Origin of the sequence: Frigoriflavimonas asaccharolytica, assembly GCF_013294015.1 — a bacterium.
In the GTDB taxonomy this organism is placed as follows: domain Bacteria; phylum Bacteroidota; class Bacteroidia; order Flavobacteriales; family Weeksellaceae; genus Frigoriflavimonas; species Frigoriflavimonas asaccharolytica.
In genome coordinates this window covers 49,465-66,749 of the sequence record NZ_JABSNO010000008.1, presented here as the reverse complement: position 1 = coordinate 66,749, position 17,285 = coordinate 49,465, and the positions used below count along the sequence as shown (strand labels likewise).

Below are 17,285 nucleotides of genomic sequence, written 5' to 3'. Positions count from 1 at the left end.
AGAGAACTATAACAGAAATTAAGCTACCAATTACCTTAAAAAAGGACTATTACGAGAGATGAGCATGTTCATCAACTCCTAATTTTACTCTTTCATAATTTAGAAGCTCAACAGAATTATATTTTGTGGAAATTGAAAAAAGAATATTTTAAATATATTTTTAATTTATTTCCTTAGATTTTTTGCGGTAAGAATTTACTCAATATTTCTATAATCGTGCAAAATTTTTAATAATAATATCATTACAGCTACAAAGAAAGTTATATGAAAAAGTCCTTCCAAATTGAACATAAGATAGCCACACAACCATATTAATAAAAGGAATGCTGAAAAATAATAAAAAATTTTGCTTTTCATTTCTATAAACTTGTCCACAATGCGAATTTAAAATTACTTTGAATTGTAGAAAATCTGATAAAAATTTTAGAAATAATTACAGAAAAATTCTACCTCATAAGTTTGTAATCTTATTTAGATGCAAAGTTGTAGATTTTTAGATTGAAATCGTTATAATATATAGATGGATCTTTACAAAATATTTTTACAAATTCTCTGGAAGATAGATTATGAACTGAGAACCTTCTCCAATATTTGATTTTGCGAATATATATCCTTGATGGTTTTCTACAATCTTTTTGCAAATAGCGAGTCCAATTCCCGTTCCATCGTATTCTGTTTTACCGTGTAGTCTTGCAAAAAGTTCAAATATCTTGTTGGCATAATCCTGTTGAAAACCTATTCCGTTATCACTAAAAGTAAACTTATAAAAAATTTCATCAGCATTTTGGGATATCTCCGCAATATATTTTGCTTCTAATTTTTCAACTTTCAGAGATATTTTAGGAGAAATATCTGGATTGGAATATTTTAAAGAATTATTGATTAAATTAGAAAATAATTGCTGTATTTGGAACGGAATTACTCTCAAGTTTGGCAATGCATTTTTTGTGATAATGGCATCTTTGTCCAAAATTAAAACATTGTTAGAGTCTTCTGCATTATGAAAAAGCTCGTTTAAATCTGCCAGTTCATAATTTTTTTCTACCCTCGTACTTCTTGAAAATTGCAATAAATCATCAATTAATTTTCGCATTCTACCAGCGGCAAATTGTATTCTTTCAAAGTATTTTTGTCCACTTTCGGATAAATTATCATAATCCTTATCCTTCAATCTAGAGATAAATGTTTCTATTTTACGTAATGGCTCTTGCAAATCGTGACTTGCAACATAGTTGAATGCGTGCAATTCTTTGTTATTTGCCTCTAAAATTCTATTCTGTTCCTCAATGTTCTTTTTATCCAAAAATTCTTCGGTAATATCTGAACTTATCACCAGAAAATAATCTTCATTTTGTACATCTTTGGTCAATCTACTAGCTACGCTAATATAGCGCAATTCACCAGTATCTTTGCGAAAGATTCTATGCGTGAAAGTATCGCACTGTTCTAGATTATACATTTTTGCAACCCTTGTTTTCACAAAATCCACATCGTCTGGATGTATAATTTTAAGGATTGTGTTAAGTTTTTGATCAAAATTAGCAGGATCAAAACCATTCATCCTTAGATAATTATCAGAAAAATTAAATTTATTTTCAGTAATCATCCATTGCCAAGTACCAAATTCTCCTATTTTTTCTGCTTCCCCAAAAGTTTCATTGGCTATGCTTAAATTCTTATTTCTTTGGGTAAGCTCTTTATTATAGATTTCTAAATTTGCTTTAGTAGTCACCTCCTCCGTGATGTCAGATGTGATGCCTAAAGTTATTTCATTTCCCTCTTCTGTAACCATTGCTCTCGCATTGACTTCAAAAATTCTAATTTCTTTATTTTTTTTGAAAACTCTGTATCTGAAAGGTTTAATGATTCTATCCTTAAACATGAAATGAGTACTTTCTCGAACTATCTCCTGGTCTTCTGGATGGATATTTTCTATGAAATTTGAAAATTTTTCTAAAAATTCATTGGGTTCATAGCCTAGCATTCTATATAAATTGTCAGAAATCTGCACTTTTTCTCTAGAAATATCGTTTACCCAAACTCCAAAATTTCCTACAGTTTCTGCTAGTTTAGAAATATTTAAAGTAAGATTTAATTGCTTATTAATTTCTTTTTGCTTTTTTACATCCCTATTTATTTTGTAAAAAGCAAACACCAAAAGGAATAGTGCAAATATTGCTATCAAGTAAAAATATATGGGTGTAGATTTCTGAATAAATAGCAGATTTTCTTTTTGCTTTTCTAAAGTAGAATGCTCGGTTTCTAGTATTTCTCTAATTTTATCATGAATGCTTGCCATCACATTTTTACCAGCAAGCAAAGATTCCTTCACGGATTCCTCATCGTCTTTGTTTACAATGCCGTTGTAGGTTTCGTTTACGATGTCATATTTATACAATATCATCATCTGCAACGCATCAAGATTTTTAGAATTTTCTACATCATTTTCAGAAAACTGTTTAATATTTTTTAGCAGTCTAGTATTGTTGAAAATTTTATCTTCGATGATGGTTTTAGATTCAATTCTAGATTCTTCTGTACCACTTAGAATATAATTTCTACGTTCCGTTTCTATATCTTTCAGGTTGGAATAGAGCGTTTCCAATTGCAAAGAAACTTCATAGGAATCTGTTATTTTAGAATAACCTTCGGTTTGATTGTCCAAGTGTTTATAAGTGAGCGCCATCAAAAAAAAGATTAATGATGCTGATACTACAAATATTACGGTGAGTAAAAATGTAGATTTATCAAAAGAAAAATTTTTCTTCAATATTTTTGGAAATTTTTTAGATTCTTAAAAGGAAATTGTCTTTGTTTAAACCAGAAGTTTGGTATTGCCAGTTGATTGTGACTACATCTGAAAGCACTTTTTTCAATTTTTCAAAATCGTTTGGCTTTTTGATGTAAATATTGGCACCGCTCACAAAAGTTTCTTGTATATGTTCCTCCGAAGATGATGTAGAATAAATAGCAATGGCTACATCAGAAAATTTTTCGTTTGCTTTTATTTCAGCCAAACATTCTAGGCCGTTTTTTTTCGGCATATTTAGATCTAAGAATAAAATTTCTGGTAATATGGCATCTTCACTATTCAAATAATCCATCAATTCAGACCCATCATTATAGGTTTGTACTTTTGTACTAATTTTCAACTCTTCAAATGCATCTGTGAAGAATAATCTATCGTCTTCATCGTCGTCTGCTAATATTATATGGATGTATTCTTTATTCATAATGTAAAATTGAAATTAAGATTTATTGGCAATATCTCTTCTTTTAGAGATAATTTTTTGAAACTGCGAAGGCGTAATACCTGTCGTATTTTTGAACTGTGTGCTCAAATGTGCTACGCTAGAATAATGCAATTTGTAAGAAATTTCTGTAAGCGTGAGTTTATTATTAACAATTAATTGTTTTGCACGCTCAATTCTTTGCATGATAAGGTAATTCTCTATAGAAGTATACGTGACTTCTGAGAATAAATTTGAAAGGTAGCCATAACTATGGTTAAGCTTTTCTGCTAAATACACAGATGATTTTACATGAATATCTTCATCAGAAAACACCATGTTTACTAGGGTGTCTTTAATTTTTTGCACGAGTGCAGTTTTCTGATCTTCAATTATTTCTATACCATATTCTGCAAAATCTGAAGCAAGATCTGCTAAATCTTCTTTTGAGACGTGCTCTAGAAAATCTACTTCTCCAAAGCTTAAAACTCTGTGCTTTAGGTTTTTTGTATCCAGTTTTTCTTGCAATACTTTTTTGCAAATCGTATTAAAATCAAATTTTAAATAGATTTTCATAGATGAATGGTTTAATTTTTAAAAATGTAAATCTAAAACAATTTTTACATATTATATAATTATTTAGCAAGAAAACATTCCATTTATATAAAAATCGAATAATAAAGTGTAAAAATTAAATATTTAAATTTAGCTTAAAACAAATTCCATCAAGTAATCGTCCATTACAAAACTGTTTCCAATGTCAAAAATACCTTCAGAATAAACTGAGAATCCATTCTTTAAATAAAATTCCTTGGCAGGATTAAATTTATTAACGTTTAATATTATCCTAGAGTTTTCTTTTTCTTTTACCCAATTTTTCAGAAATTCTATTGCGAGTTTACCAAAACCCTTTCCTTTCTCAGATTTCAGAAGGTAAAGTCTATGAAGTTTTGTGCTTTTTTCCTCAGTATTTATTTCTACACCCATTATTCCAATTCGCATTTCAGATTCATTTTCTATGAAAAAATAGGAGTAATTCTCATTTTGAAAATGATTTTGCAACTCCTTTTCATTATACATTAAATGAAGCATGTAATCTATTTGCTCTTGGGAAATTATGTTTTGATAATTTTCTTGCCAAGATTGGGTTGCAATTTTTTGAATTTCTAAAATATCGCTTTCTTTAGCTAGTGCAATTTTCATTTTTTTTACAATTAATGAGAAGAAATTCTCTTCATTTCATGCTTAATTCTATCTTGCAATTTTTCTGATGCAGGAATGAGTGGCAATCTCAAATAATTTTTTATTAAGCCTTTCTCTGCAAGTACTGTTTTTATTCCACCGGGATTTCCTTCTTCGAAAATCATTCTAGTAATATCCACCAATTGATTGTGAATTTTGTAGGCTTCGTCTACTTTTTTCTCAAAAGCAAGTTGTACCATTGTAGAAAATTCTTTAGGATATCCTTGTGCAATTACAGATATTACGCCGTTGCCACCTGCTAAAGTTACGGGTAAAGTAAATTCGTCATCGCCAGAAACCAATTGGAAATTTGCAGGTTTTTTTCTTAGAATATCAAAATATTGTAGAATATTTGGCGCAGCTTCTTTGATCATTATTAAATTAGAAAAATCTGCTGCCAATCTCAATGTAGTTTGGCTTTCCATATTTTGCCCAGTTCTGCTTGGTACATTGTATAAAATAATATTTTTGCCTGTAGAAGCAAGCATTTTATAGTGTTGATATAAGCCTTCTTGACTGGGTTTGTTGTAGTAAGGAGAAACAGAAAGTATAGCCGTAAATGCAGTAAGATCGGTATTTTCTATTTGCTTTTTCACGTCCAAAGTATCATTGCCACCAATTCCTAAAACCAATGGAAGTCTGCCGTTATTTATTTTGATGACGTGCTCTACAACAAGTTTTTTCTCCTCTGTAGAAAGTGTTGCAGCTTCTGCAGTTGTACCCAAAACAACCAAATAATTGGTGCCATTTTCTATATTATATTCTATCAAATTTGAAAGAGATTCAAAATCTACAGACAAATCTTCGTTGAAAGGCGTTACCAAAGCAATTCCTACTCCTTTTAGTGTATTCATTTTTATTATTAATTATGGATTCAAATTTATGAAAATTATTGCGTAATTAATATTCATTTTTCATAATATTCTACAACATATCTTTATATTTGCAAGAATTATTTTTAAATTAAAAATGAAGTTTTTCAAAAGATATACAAAATTCGTTTTTCCAGTTTTTCTGCTTTTTTCGCTATTAAATTGCAGTTCGATTCCAAGAACTTCCACGCCAACACTCAGTTTTCTGGATGTGTACGAAATTCCCTTTGAAACTAGCTTTCAACAAACGAAGGTAGGTGGCTTGTCTGGAATTGACTATGAGGGAAAAAATGATAAATATTTTATTATTTCCGATGATAGAGCAGAAGAAAATAAGGCAAGAGTTTACGAAGCATCAATCATTTTAAAAGAAAATAAAATTGATAATGTGTCTTTTCAAAAAGTGATTTATTTGAAAAATGAGAATCAAGAATATTTTATAAATAGAAATATAGATCCTTTGAAATCCGCAGATCCCGAAGATTTGCGCTACAACCCAAAAACAAAAACCATCACTTGGTCTAGCGAAGGCGAGAGAATACAGAAAGATGGAAAATTTATTTTGCAAAATCCGTCACTTTTTGAAATGAACTTGAACGGGGACTTTCAACAGAAGTATGACATTCCTAAAATTTTGGAGATGTCTGCAAATGAAAAAGGGCCGAGAAGAAATGGTGTTTTGGAAGGGATAACTTTTAATAATGATTTTTCAAAAATTTATACAAACGTAGAAGAACCATTATACGAAGATGGAGAAAGGGCAACAACAAATGCCGGTGGAATTTTAAGAATATTTGAATTCGATACAAAAACGAAACAAAATACCAATCAATATTTTTATCCTATTGATGCTATTGCAAAAGAACCAAACCCAAAAGAAGGTTTTTCTGTCAATGGCGTTTCCGCAATTTTGATGTATGAAAAAGATAAATTTCTTACTGTAGAAAGATCTTATTCTGTAGGTACTAAAGCTTGTACGATTAAAATATATTCTTTTGATTTAAAAACAGCGCAAAAATCTTTGGATAAAAATTCTATCGTAAGTACTAAAAAGTTGGTGCTCAATTTAGACAGTTTAGGTATTTTTACAGATAATATAGAAGGCATAACGTTCGGTCCAAAATTGCCAAATGGTGATCAAACACTATTATTAATATCTGATAATAATTTTTCTAATGATCAGATTACTCAAATTTTACTTTTTAAAATAAATAAATAATTTAATATGAATAAATTTTTCAAGAAAATATCTTCTATTTTCATAGTCCTTTTTAGTACTCAAATGGTCTTTGCGTGGTCTCAAACTGGGCACAGAGTGATAGGAGAGGTGGCTGCAAATAATCTAAAGCATAGAACGCTTCGCAAAATAAACAAAATCACCAATTATGAATCTTTAGCAAATATGTCTACATTCGGTGATGAAATAAAATCTGACGATCGCTACAAAAAATTCTATTCTTGGCATTTTGTAAATTTCAAAGAAAATGAAAAATACAATGAGGCAACGAAGAATCCTGAAGGAGATTTGTATCAAGCTATTAATTTTTGCGTTGCAACTTTAAAAGATAAAAATACCAGTTTAGAAGATCAAAAGTTTTACTTAAAAATGCTTATTCACTTTGTGGGAGATTTGCATCAACCATTGCACGTTGGGCATGAAGAAGATAAAGGTGGCAATGATATAAAAGTAAGTTGGTTTGGTAAAAGCAGCAATTTGCACAGAGTTTGGGATGGCGATATGATAGACGATTTTGGAATGAGCTATACAGAATTAACAGATAATTTGCCGTATGCTAATAAAAGCCAGAAAGTAGAATTGCAAAAAGGCAGCGTTTTAGATTGGGTTTACGAATCTCAAATATTGGCTGCAACAGTATATTCTTCTGCGAAGATGGATGAAAAACTATCGTACAAATATTCCTATGTTTATTTGCCAGTTGTAAAAAACCAATTGCAAAAAGGTGGCTTGCGTTTAGCGAAAATTTTAGACGAAATCTACGGATAATTTTTTCTGTACAAAGCCCAAAAATTTTAATTTTAAACTACAAATATTCTTTCATTACTTTTGTATTGTAATTTTTATTAAATGTATATGCATCATCAATTGAATTTTAATTTATTTTATAGAAAAATATTCTCCACTGTCTTGCTTCTAGCTTGTAGTGCATTAGTTTTTGGACAAAATATATCTTCAAAAAAATGGAAAGATCTTTTTTCCTATAATAATGTTTTGAAGATATCTCAGGATGATACAAAATTAATCGCTGCTACAGAAAACGGTTTGTTTTATTACGATATAGCAAATGGAGAAATTACCAAATTGTCCAAAACAAACGGTTTGCATGAAGTAAAAATAACAGCATTTGATTATAACCCAACAACAAAAATAGGTTTGATAGGCTATACATCTGGTGCAATGGATATTATTTCACCAGAAGGAATTACTTATGTAGTAGATATTCCGGTAGCACAAGGATTTAATGGAGATAAAAAAATAAATCATATTTCTATAGTGGGAAATTCTGCGATTGTATCTGTTAATTATGGAGTTTCTATTTTCAATCTAGAAAAAAAAGAATTTGGAGCTACCGCATTTTTTAACACTGGAAGTTCCTATATAGCTAGTAAAGAAGCTACTATAAAAGGTGATAAGATATATTCTGCAACAGCAAATGGACTGCTTTCACACGATTTGAATGTCACGTTTCCAGTTTTTACCACTTGGACTACTTTATTCACGGGTAACTTCACGCAAGCAGTATCCAATGGAACTTTAGCTTTTGCAACTCCAAACACTGTTTATTACGAAAATGGAGCAACTTTTTCTACGTTAGCTGCATCGTTTACAGAAATAAACGATGTCGAAGTAAAAGACAGTAAAATTATCATTACAGACAAAACTAGAATTTTTGTATACAGTAACACTGGTACAGCGCAAACTAACGTAACATTTGCAGAAGATTGCAATACTGCAAACTTTGTTTTAGGAAAATTGTATGGTGGTACAAAACTTTCTGGAGTTAAGGATTTAGACAGCAAATTTTACAAACCAGATGGACCGTACAATAATGCATCTTACAAATTATCGATATTAAATAATCAGTTGTGGGTTTCTACGGGTGGTTTGGTAAGTTACAACGGACCAATATATAGAGATTTTGGCTATTATCATTTTGATGGTACAAAATGGATTTATCCTCAATATTTTGTGAACAATCCTATTCTTTTCAATGTGATGGATGTAGTGCCAAATCCGTCAAATCCTAGTCAAGTTTTTTTCACTAATCATAATTTTGCCGGCGACAAAGGGATTTACAAAATGGAAAATGATGCTTTTGTGAAAAGATATAAAAGTAATGATGCATCAAATAATTATTTAAATAGGCCAATTGGATTAACGTACGATGAAAATAATAATCTGTTTGCGACAGTTTTTGCAATAGAAAACTCTCCTTTAGGTACGGGTTATTATCTCTACAATCAAGGAATTGATGATTTTAGCTTGGTGCCCGTTGCTACCGTTTCAGGTGTGCTAAAACCGGTAACGAAAGATGGAAATATATTTATACCTGCACCATTTGCAGCAGATGGTGGTCTTGTAATAAAAAAATATGGTACTAATCCTGCAAGTACAAATGTGCCAACAAAAGTTTTTCGACTTGCAAATAATTTACCAGCTAATGGTATAGTTTCCGTTGCAATAGATCTTAATGATGATGTTTGGATAGGAACAAGACTTGGATTGCGTATTTTGCCTAATTTTGAATCTGCACTTACGGATCTTTCTCCGCAAACGGAACCTGTAATCATTACACAAAACGGAATTGGAGAAGAGCTTTTCCGAGATAACGTAGTTTTGCAAATAGCAGTAGATTCTGGAAATCACAAATGGGTATCTGTAGATGGAGGTGGAGTCTATTATCTAAGCGAAGATGGTCAGCAAACCTTGAAACAATTTACCAAAGAAAATTCTCCATTACCTACAAATACTGTTACAGATATACAAATAGACGAGAAGACGGGAAAAGTTTATTTCGTAACTTTTGATGGTATTGTAGTTTATCAAGGAGATGTAGCTGGTGTTACGTCGGAATTTAATAATGTGACCGTTTACCCCAATCCAGTAGTTCAATCTCAATTTCGTGGGAATGTTACCATTCGAGGTTTAGCAAATAAAGCGAATATAAGAATTACGGATGCTGCAGGAAATTTAGTGCATTCTGCAATAGCAAGAGGCGGATTTTATGAGTGGAATCTCAATAATCAAAAAGGGAAAAGAGTAGCTTCTGGAGTGTATTTTATGTTGATGACCAATGATGATGCAACTTCTAAAGCAACTGTGAAAATTGCAGTAGTAAATTAATGCACAACCTGCAAGGTTTTTTACTTTCTTACGTGAAATTTGGTGAAAACGACGCTGTGTTGCATTTTTTCACTAAAGAAAACGGATTTCAAACATTTTTTCTTAAAGGAATTTATAGTTCTAAAAACAAGAAAAAAGCATATTTGCTTCCATTAAATGAACTCCAACTTACCATAAATAATAATTTCAAAAGCGGTTCTTTATCACATATTTCTCGCTTAGAATTAATAGTCAACAGAGATTTAAATACGAAAGTACAAGCAAACGCAATACTATTTTTTGTCGCAGATTTTCTTAATCAAATTTTAAAATTAGAAAATAAGAATGTCTATATTTATAAGGCATTAGAAAATTTCTTAGAAGAGCTGCGCGCAAACAATTATCAATCTCATCTTATTTTTCTATATAGTTTATTAGAAATTCTAGGCTTTGATCCTTTATTATCTTCAGAGGAGTTCTTAAATCCTGAATCTGGAAATTTTGAAAATGATATTTCTCATCCTATTTTTAATAGAGAAATTTCAGCACTGTACAAAATTTTGGCAGTTTCTGAGGATATTTTTACTGTCAAAATACCATCGAAATTAAAAAAACTTTTTTTAGATTCTTTGCTTATCTATTTTAAATGCCACCTTACAGATTTTCGAGAGCCAAAATCCTTAGAAATCTTGAAACAAATTTTTGAATAATTTTTATCTAAAAAATGAAAAATGCCATTCAAAAACAGATTTGAATGGCACTCCCATTAAAAATAAAAAACTATGAAAAACCATGATGTTGCTTCATCGGAAATAATTTAAACAACACCACGTGGATTAATTCTACTAAATTGGTTTTGATATAAAACAAAATTTAAATATTTATTACAAAATAGATAGAAATTAATTTGATTTCATAACTAAATACGCAATATTAATTTTTTTGGATTGCAAGAATTGGTTTTTTATTTATAAAAAGCATGTTTTTTTTTGCTGTTGTGTAAATTTAAATTATATTTGATGTCAATACAATAATAGCATTGCAAAAAACTGTACTTTCCCAGCCTGAAATAGTTAAACTCCTTTTAAATAAAGAAGAGAGTGGATTTAATTATTTATACACCAACTATTCTGGAGCATTGTATGGGACTATATTAAAAGTAGTATTGTTTCAAGATGAAGCTAATGAAGTTTTACAAGACGTATTTGTGAAAATTTGGAACAACATCCAATCTTTTGATGTAGAAAAAGGAACAATATATACTTGGATGCTTAATATTGCTAGAAACTCTGCAATAGATAGAATACGATCAAAAGCTTATAAAAACAATCTTAAAAACCAAAGTATTCCAGACTTCGTAAATGACAGCAAACAGCTTACAACTGAACAGATTCATAATTTTGGAGAAGTAAAGAATGTTGTAGATCAAATGAGAGCTGATTATAGTGTTGTTATAAAACAAGCGTACTTTGAGGGTTACACTCAAGAAGAGATATCTGAAAACCTAGGAATACCTTTAGGAACCGTGAAAACGAGGACAAGAGCTGCATTTCAAGAGTTAAGAACGCTTTTAAGTGAATATAAAAATAATTTTTAATAGTGGATATTAAAGCTTACATACAATCTGGAATTTTAGAAAATCATCTTTTGGGGAATAATTCTCAAGAGGAAAATTCTATTTTAGAATGTATTTCTAAAAATAATGCAGAGGTTAAATCAGCCCTTAATGAGCTGGAAAATACTTTAGAGATTTTAGCAGATTCAAATTCCGTTGAGCCTCCTCAGCATTTAAAATCTGAAATTTTCGCAAAGTTAAATTTTGCAACAAGTGCTCCTATAGAAGAAACACCAATCTTAAATAGTAATATCCCCACTCACCAACTGAATGTAAAACAGATTTCACCTGATATTGTAAAAGGAAGAAGCAATGTTACTACATGGTTAGCTGCAGCATCTGTAGTTTTGTTAATGACCTTTGGTTGGACAATGTACAGTAACCAAAAGATGGAACAATCTTTAGTTGCAGCAGAAACTCAAAATTCTTTGAATAAAAAAGAAGTTGAATTTCTTGCGAATCAGAACACGATGCTTCTAAATGCGAACAAGATACAATTGAATGGTGTGGAAAAACACCCAGATATGGTTGCACACATTTATTGGGATGGATCTGAAAATGTATATTTTGAATCTGGCAATTTGCCAACTCCACCAGAAGGAAAACAGTATCAAGTTTGGGCAATTGTAGATGGTAAACCTGTGGATTTGGGAATGTACGTGGCAGATGGAAAGAAAGTACATAGTATGAAGTCTGTAAAAAATGCGCAAGCTTTTGGCATCACTTTAGAAAAGGAAGGAGGAAGTAAAACTCCAACTATGGAACAGATGATGGTAATGGGCGAGGTGTAACACTTAAGAAATTTTTCCCCACTTTATTTTTCCGCTGTAGTAATTTTTGTAATAAATTTTTAAATCTTTGTGATCAACATGATTTAAAAACGGATCTTTTTCTATTAATTTTTCTACCGCTTTTTTAGATTCAGCAATCAAAATTGCGTCTTCTGCTAAATTTAATTTTTTAAAATCCAAAACTCCGCTTTGTTGCGTGCCAAGCAAATCTCCTGGTCCGCGAATTTCTAAATCTACTTCAGAAATTTTGAAGCCATCATTTGTATCTACCATTGTTTTGATGCGTTTTCGGCTTTCATTGGTGAGTTTGTCAGATGTCATCAAAATGCAATAACTTTGTTCAGAATCACGCCCAACTCTACCTCTAAGCTGATGCAATTGGGAAAGACCAAATCTTTCGGAACTTTCGATAATAATTAATGATGCATTTGGTACATTTACTCCAACCTCTATCACAGTGGTAGAAACCAAAATATGGGTCTCGCCTCTAGCAAATTTTTGCATGGCAGCATCTTTTTCATCAGGCTTCATTCTGCCATGGAGAAATCCTATTTTATATTCTGGAAAATGTTCTACAATATGTGCATATCCATCTCCTAAATTTTTATAATCTAATGTTTCAGATTCTTCAATTAATGGATATACGAAATAGACTTGCCTTCCTTTTTTTAATTCGTCTCGGCAAAAATTATAAACCGAAACCCTATCTTTCTCTCTTCTGTGTGCTGTAATTATCGGTTTTCTACCAATTGGCATTTCATCAATTACAGATACATCCAAATCGCTATAAAAACTCATGGCTAAAGTTCTCGGGATTGGAGTTGCCGTCATTACCAAAATATGTGGTGGAATTTTATTTTTAGCCCACAATTTTGCTCTTTGTGCCACGCCAAATCTATGCTGTTCATCAATTATTGCCAAACCGAGGTTTTTAAATTGAACAATTGGCTCTAAAAGTGCGTGAGTACCTACCAAAATTTTTAAATCACCATTCAAAAGATTTTCATGAATAGGTTTTCTAGCAGATTTCTTTACAGAACCAGTCAATAACGAAATCGTAATTCCAGTACCTTCCAATAGATCGGAAATTCCATTATAATGTTGCTGTGCGAGAATTTCTGTAGGTGCCATTAGGCAACTTTGAAATCCATTGTCTAATGCAATCAGCATCGTGAGAAGTGCAACCATCGTTTTTCCAGATCCTACATCGCCCTGTAAAAGCCTATTCATTTGGATAGATTTTCGCATATCTCCACGTATTTCTTTAAGTACGCGTTTTTGTGCACCAGTCAAATCAAAAGGTAGGTGGTTTATAAAAAAATTATTAAAATAATCGCCTACAATCGGGAATGGATTTCCTATAGCATTGGTGTGGTGGTTTTGCTTTTTCAAGGCATATCCCAATTGGAAAAAAAAAGCTTCTTCAAATTTTAACCTGCGATTGGCTGCTTTCAATGTCAATTCATCTTTTGGAAAATGAACATTGAGATAAGCATCTTGTCGAGACATTAAATTTAATGCTTTCAAAAAATAGTTGGGGAGATTTTCTTGAATTAAAATTGGAATTTGAAGCGTAATATTCTTTAAAATATTTTGAAATAATTTTTGATTTATGCCTCTTTTACTTAATTTTTCTGAATTAGAATAAATTGGTAGCCAAGTTTTCTGTTGTGTTTCCAAATCTTCTACTTCAATTTCTGGATGCGCCATAGAAAAGGCTTGGTTAAAAACTGTGATTGATCCGTAAATAAAAACAGATTTATTTTCTACAATTTGATCTTTCAACCATTTGGAATACTTGAACCAAACAAGATTAATGCTTCCAGTCTCATCTTGAAATTGTGCAGATAATCTTTTTTTTGCGCCGTAAGAAATTTCTTGAAGATTTGAAATTGTGCCTTTTAATTGTACTTCCGGAAGATTTTCGTGCAGTTCAGCTGCAGTGTATATTTTGCTTTTATCTAAATATCTTATCGGGAAATAATTTAAAAAATCCCCAACAGTTGCAATATGGAGTACATCTCGCAGCAATTTTGCACGATCTGGACCAATGCCTTTCAAGAATTCTATGGAAGTAGAGTGGGTCAAGTTTGAATTAGATATTTTTGGTCAATTTCGGAATTTTGTTTGACTTTAAAAAATTTAATTTTAAAATAATTCGTGAACAAGAATGTAAATTGGCTCAGACCTCATTTAAATATAAATAATGATTTAAATTTATTGAATTAATCAACATGAAGAATATACATTGATGCTGAAAATGATTTAAATATTGACATTCAAGATTGCGGTTGATTTCTATGAATTTAATAAAAATGATCTAATTATAAATTTAAATGAAATTTAGAAAATCTCACCCTATTTTAGAAGTTCAAAATTGATTATCATAAAAAATTGATTTTTATTTTCACCAATCTATATTTTACTCTTTAATGGATGATTTAAATTTTTTGCGATAACTTTCCCACTGCTCTTGAGATTTTACTTTTTTGTATGCATCACTCGCAAAAAATGGTAGATAAGGCTCTAATTCTTGTGCGGTAAGCGCGCCTTGTAAAATGGTGATAGGATTAGCGTTTTCGTCTAAAAAAATCAAACTTGGTACAGCAACTACATTTAAATATTGCGTAAATTCATGCATAGCATTTTTACTCTTTTTATTTTTGTAATTGGGGTTTGTAAATTTTCTGCCGTACAGATTTACATCATCTTTGCCTTCTGCATCAAACTTTACAGCGTAATAATCTTCATTTAAAATTTGAGAAATTGTTTCGTTTCCGTATGTTTTTTTGTCCATTATTTTGCAAGGTCCACACCAATCAGCGTAGAAATCTATTACAATTTTTTTGGGTGTTATTTTTTGTGCTGCAACTGCCTCATCTAACGTCATCCAATTTACCTGTGCAAAAGCGGTGGTGAACGATAAAAGTATAAAAAGAATTGAGATTTTTTTCATGGATAAAATTTCTAAATGAGAATAGTTTTCTTGATATTCAAAATTAATACCAAATGAAAATACTTTACTTTAAAAAAAAACTTTGCCAAAGGAATAATCTTTGGCAAAGTTGATAATGTTTTTTTAAATAATAATTATTTTACGCCGTGCATTAATTTTTTGATCAACGGACTTAAAGCCATTGCTATCAATCCCAACACAATTGGTGCTATCGTAAAGATTAAAAAGAAGGTTGTAAGATCATAACTTTCTGTTATTTTATCAATCTGTCCACCTAAAGTTCCAGCTAATTTGTTACCAATTGCGATTGCAATATACCAAATACCAAACATAATTGCGATCATTCTACCAGGAACCAATTTACTGATATAAGAAAGTGCAACTGGAGATAAACAAAGTTCGCCTAATGTATGGAAAAGGTATGCTATTACGAGCCAAACTAAACTCACAGAAGCAACTTTGGCGCCTTGTTCTATGCCCATAGATCCCATTGCTAGTGCACCAAAACCTATACCTAAAAGTACTAAACCGAGACCATATTTTACGGATGCAGCAGGATTGTATTTACTTTCCCACCATTTCGAGAACATTGGTGCAAAGGCGATGATGAAAAGTGAATTTAAAATTAAAAACCATGTTGCTGGAATTTCTACTTCATTCTCTTTTATTTTTGAAATAGTTGCAGGAACGATTAAAGATTCTTCTTTATTCTTTACATCTTCTGCGCGTATTCTGGCTTCCTTTTCTTTGTTTAAATAAATGTAAGAACCTTTTTTATCTACATCAATAATGTTGATTTTATTTCCAACGGTGTATTTATCTGGATCAATAATCGTTAATGTATTTTTCACGATTTCATCGGTAGGATTTACTTTCGTAGATTCTGTGATGGCTGTATAATCAAAAACCAATTCTCCAGTTTTCTCATCTTTTACTTGCTCTTTCGTTTTTTCATCTATTTGTGCACTTTTTATGGTGCTGTATTCCACAACATAAGAATTTGAGTTCAAATCTCTATTAATCATCCAGAAAATTATTCCCCAAATAATTACAAAACTGAAACCTAAAATAATATTAGCTAATAAATATTTCTTGTAAGTTCTGCGAAATAATTGAAACAAAACCCAAGTGATAATTAATACAGGAACTACCGTTATCAAAATATTTACAATTAAAAAAATGGTAGCAGATGTACCAGACATTATTCTTTGTGTATAATCATTGGCAAATATCGTCATAGATCCTCCAGCTTGCTCAAAGCACATCCAAAACATTACTGTAAAGATTGCAAACAAAATAATGGCAATCATCCTATCTCGTATTATTCTATGGTAGCGCATTATTCTACTTATTAATAAAAATAAGAAAGCGAAAAGTCCAACTAGAATGTAAGCATTGGAATAATCTTCTCCGCCAAATGTTAGAAAACCTTGACCAGTAACTTTTGCAATAGGATCATTGATTATCCAGGAAACTCCTATTACAGCAGTAATTCCAACCAAAATTTTGTCTAAAGTTGTAAAATGGTTGATTTTATCTCCCTCAAATTCCAACTTGTTTGCTGCATTATCTGCAATATTTTCTGTAACCACTGGTTTTGTACCAATATCTCCAAATATTTTCTGGGCGAAATAAAATTGTAGCATCCCAAGAAACATGAATATTCCAGCTAATCCAAAACCATAGCTCCAACCAACTTTCTCTCCGAGATAGCCACATAAAAGAATTCCTAAAAATGCTCCGGCATTTACTCCCATGTAGAAAATTGTATAAGCACCATCTTTTTTCTCCGGAAAATCTTTATACATATGAGAAATAATGGACGTCATGTTTGGTTTGAAAAATCCATTACCAATAATTAATAACGCAATACCTATATAAAGAAAAATATGAGCAGATTCAATCGCCATAGATGCATGGCCAAGTGTCATTATTAATGCTCCAATTACAACGGCTTTTCTGTAGCCTATATATTTATCTGCAAGAAATCCACCTAAGATTGGGGTAAGATAAACCAAAGCTGTGTAGGTTCCATATAATGCTAAAGCATGTTCTCTTGGCCAATTCCAACCTCCCAAACCGAAGGAGCTTACTAGAAATAATACGAGCAAAGCGCGCATTCCGTAGTAAGAGAATCTTTCCCACATTTCTGTGAAAAACAATACGAAAAGTCCGGAAGGATGTCCGAGAACTTTGCTATCAAAAAAATTGTCTTGGTCTGTTTTATTCATATCTTA

General features: G+C 31.2%; 14 protein-coding genes. 6 read left to right on the top strand and 8 right to left on the bottom strand.

The genetic code is table 11. From position 1 onward, the window contains the following. Window positions 1–541: 541 nt before the first annotated feature. The 5 genes from HNQ03_RS07025 to dapA all read right to left on the bottom strand — a co-directional run bounded on the left by HNQ03_RS07025 (window position 542) and on the right by dapA (window position 5,326). Window positions 542–2,770 carry a PAS domain-containing protein gene (locus HNQ03_RS07025; protein ID WP_173778966.1) on the bottom strand — a complete coding sequence of 743 codons (2,229 nt, stop codon included), beginning with the start codon at window positions 2,768–2,770 and terminating at the stop codon, window positions 542–544. A gap of 16 nt (window positions 2,771–2,786) precedes the next feature. Continuing rightward, a complete protein-coding gene (locus tag HNQ03_RS07020) occupies window positions 2,787–3,233 on the bottom strand; it encodes a response regulator (RefSeq protein ID WP_173778965.1) in 447 nt (148 codons plus the stop codon). 15 nt (window positions 3,234–3,248) lie between these two features. Further along, window positions 3,249–3,806 (bottom strand): helix-turn-helix domain-containing protein, encoded by a 558-nt coding sequence (locus HNQ03_RS07015; RefSeq protein ID WP_173778964.1) that lies wholly within the window; start codon window positions 3,804–3,806, stop codon window positions 3,249–3,251. 129 nt (window positions 3,807–3,935) lie between these two features. Continuing rightward, on the bottom strand, window positions 3,936–4,433 hold the full coding sequence (locus tag HNQ03_RS07010; protein ID WP_173778963.1) for a GNAT family N-acetyltransferase: 498 nt from the start codon (window positions 4,431–4,433) through the stop codon (window positions 3,936–3,938). Window positions 4,434–4,444: 11 nt separating this feature from the next. Further along, a complete protein-coding gene (dapA, locus tag HNQ03_RS07005) occupies window positions 4,445–5,326 on the bottom strand; it encodes a 4-hydroxy-tetrahydrodipicolinate synthase (protein ID WP_173778962.1) in 882 nt (293 codons plus the stop codon). 115 nt (window positions 5,327–5,441) lie between these two features. On the opposite strand from dapA, the gene HNQ03_RS07000 reads away from it, so the two are divergent. The 6 genes from HNQ03_RS07000 (at window position 5,442) to HNQ03_RS06975 (ending at window position 12,092) form a co-directional block, all read left to right on the top strand. After that, complete coding sequence (locus tag HNQ03_RS07000) at window positions 5,442–6,563, top strand: esterase-like activity of phytase family protein (protein ID WP_173778961.1); 1,122 nt, start codon at window positions 5,442–5,444, stop codon at window positions 6,561–6,563. 6 nt (window positions 6,564–6,569) lie between these two features. Further along, a complete protein-coding gene (locus HNQ03_RS06995; RefSeq protein ID WP_173778960.1) occupies window positions 6,570–7,349 on the top strand; it encodes a S1/P1 nuclease in 780 nt (259 codons plus the stop codon). A gap of 81 nt (window positions 7,350–7,430) precedes the next feature. Continuing rightward, the gene (porZ, locus tag HNQ03_RS06990) at window positions 7,431–9,707 is read left to right on the top strand and encodes a type IX secretion system anionic LPS delivery protein PorZ (protein ID WP_226927453.1); all 2,277 of its coding nucleotides are present in this window, start codon (window positions 7,431–7,433) and stop codon (window positions 9,705–9,707) included. After that, window positions 9,707–10,396 carry a DNA repair protein RecO gene (gene recO / locus HNQ03_RS06985; RefSeq protein WP_173778959.1) on the top strand — a complete coding sequence of 230 codons (690 nt, stop codon included), beginning with the start codon at window positions 9,707–9,709 and terminating at the stop codon, window positions 10,394–10,396. Before porZ ends, recO begins: the two co-directional genes overlap by 1 nt. A 329-nt stretch (window positions 10,397–10,725) precedes the next feature. Continuing rightward, window positions 10,726–11,283, top strand: a complete 558-nt coding sequence (locus tag HNQ03_RS06980) for an RNA polymerase sigma factor (RefSeq protein ID WP_173778958.1) — start codon at window positions 10,726–10,728, stop codon at window positions 11,281–11,283. 2 nt (window positions 11,284–11,285) lie between these two features. Further along, window positions 11,286–12,092 (top strand): anti-sigma factor, encoded by an 807-nt coding sequence (locus HNQ03_RS06975; protein WP_173778957.1) that lies wholly within the window; start codon window positions 11,286–11,288, stop codon window positions 12,090–12,092. 3 nt (window positions 12,093–12,095) lie between these two features. Here the strand turns inward: HNQ03_RS06975 and recG are convergent, their stop codons facing one another. The 3 genes from recG to HNQ03_RS06960 all read right to left on the bottom strand — a co-directional run bounded on the left by recG (window position 12,096) and on the right by HNQ03_RS06960 (window position 17,279). Continuing rightward, window positions 12,096–14,180 carry an ATP-dependent DNA helicase RecG gene (gene recG / locus HNQ03_RS06970; RefSeq protein ID WP_173778956.1) on the bottom strand — a complete coding sequence of 695 codons (2,085 nt, stop codon included), beginning with the start codon at window positions 14,178–14,180 and terminating at the stop codon, window positions 12,096–12,098. A gap of 334 nt (window positions 14,181–14,514) precedes the next feature. Next, window positions 14,515–15,048, bottom strand: coding sequence for a thioredoxin family protein (locus HNQ03_RS06965; RefSeq protein WP_173778955.1), 534 nt, complete (start codon window positions 15,046–15,048; stop codon window positions 14,515–14,517). A gap of 134 nt (window positions 15,049–15,182) precedes the next feature. Continuing rightward, window positions 15,183–17,279: a peptide MFS transporter gene (locus HNQ03_RS06960; protein ID WP_173778954.1), complete on the bottom strand. Its 2,097-nt coding sequence runs from the start codon at window positions 17,277–17,279 to the stop codon at window positions 15,183–15,185. Between the last annotated feature and the right edge of the window lie 6 nt (window positions 17,280–17,285).

What these genes read in the sequence shown, in the direction of transcription:
- HNQ03_RS07020 (WP_173778965.1), bottom strand. Translation starts at nt 3,233, where the DNA reads ATGAATAAAGAATACATCCATATAATATTAGCAGACGACGATGAAGAC.
- HNQ03_RS07015 (WP_173778964.1), bottom strand. Translation starts at nt 3,806, where the DNA reads ATGAAAATCTATTTAAAATTTGATTTTAATACGATTTGCAAAAAAGTA.
- HNQ03_RS07010 (WP_173778963.1), bottom strand. Translation starts at nt 4,433, where the DNA reads ATGAAAATTGCACTAGCTAAAGAAAGCGATATTTTAGAAATTCAAAAA.
- dapA (WP_173778962.1), bottom strand. Translation starts at nt 5,326, where the DNA reads ATGAATACACTAAAAGGAGTAGGAATTGCTTTGGTAACGCCTTTCAAC.
- HNQ03_RS07000 (WP_173778961.1), top strand. Translation starts at nt 5,442, where the DNA reads ATGAAGTTTTTCAAAAGATATACAAAATTCGTTTTTCCAGTTTTTCTG.
- HNQ03_RS06995 (WP_173778960.1), top strand. Translation starts at nt 6,570, where the DNA reads ATGAATAAATTTTTCAAGAAAATATCTTCTATTTTCATAGTCCTTTTT.
- porZ (WP_226927453.1), top strand. Translation starts at nt 7,431, where the DNA reads ATGTATATGCATCATCAATTGAATTTTAATTTATTTTATAGAAAAATA.
- recO (WP_173778959.1), top strand. Translation starts at nt 9,707, where the DNA reads ATGCACAACCTGCAAGGTTTTTTACTTTCTTACGTGAAATTTGGTGAA.
- HNQ03_RS06965 (WP_173778955.1), bottom strand. Translation starts at nt 15,048, where the DNA reads ATGAAAAAAATCTCAATTCTTTTTATACTTTTATCGTTCACCACCGCT.
- HNQ03_RS06960 (WP_173778954.1), bottom strand. Translation starts at nt 17,279, where the DNA reads ATGAATAAAACAGACCAAGACAATTTTTTTGATAGCAAAGTTCTCGGA.